The 984-nt window shown below is 49.3% G+C and carries 1 pseudogene; it reads right to left on the bottom strand.

Going from position 1 to position 984, the window contains the following annotated elements:
• A pseudogene (gene secA, locus A3750_RS17745) lies at positions 1–984 on the bottom strand (preprotein translocase subunit SecA); the annotation flags it as partial.

Here is a 984-nt window from a genome sequence, read left to right as displayed (position 1 = left end):
TGCTCATATACGACAGTACGTTGGTCATTTGCTACATCATCGTATTCAAGCAAGGCCTTTCGGATATCAAAGTTACGCCCCTCGACCTTTCGCTGTGCCTTCTCTATCGCGTTACTCACCATCTTGTGCTCAATGGCTTCACCTTTATCCATTCCAAGCGCTTGCATGATGTTTCGTACCCGGTCAGAGGCAAATAAACGCATTAGGCTGTCTTCGAGTGACAAGAAGAACCGCGTACTACCCGGGTCGCCTTGTCGACCAGACCGCCCTCGCAACTGGTTATCTATTCGACGAGATTCGTGGCGTTCCGTACCAAGGATATGAAGACCTCCAGCCTCTTTAACCGCTTGGTTACGCTCTTGCCATGCGATTTTGATCTCCGCTACTTTTGCTTCGTTTGGATCTTTCAGCGCCTTGACTTCCGCCTCCCAATTACCGCCAAGCACGATATCTGTTCCACGCCCCGCCATGTTCGTCGCAATAGTGACTGTGCCAGGCATACCTGCCTGAGCAATGATTTGAGCTTCCTGCGCATGCTGCTTAGCATTTAGAACGCTATGCTTAATACCTGCTTTCTTGAGGAGTGCAGACAGATATTCAGAGGACTCGATACTTGCGGTACCAACAAGGACTGGGCGTTTCGCTGCAACGACCTCTTTTACCTCATCGATGATCGCTTGAAATTTTTCTTCCTGAGTAAGATAAACAAGGTCATTATGATCAATACGCGCAACTGGCTTGTTGGTTGGAATAACGACAACATCCAGACCGTAGATTTGATTAAACTCATAGGCTTCGGTATCCGCCGTTCCGGTCATACCAGCCAGCTTTTGGTAAAGGCGGAAGAAATTCTGGAACGTAGTTGATGCAAGAGTCTGACTCTCAGCCTGGATAGCTAACCCTTCTTTCGCCTCAATTGCCTGATGCAAACCCTCGCCCCAGCGACGACCCGCCATCGTTCGACCCGTGTGCTCATCTATGATA

The organism is Oleiphilus sp. HI0079 (assembly GCF_001635105.1).
Note: the sequence above shows the minus strand (reverse complement) of the source record. Positions and strands in the feature narration are given on the sequence as shown.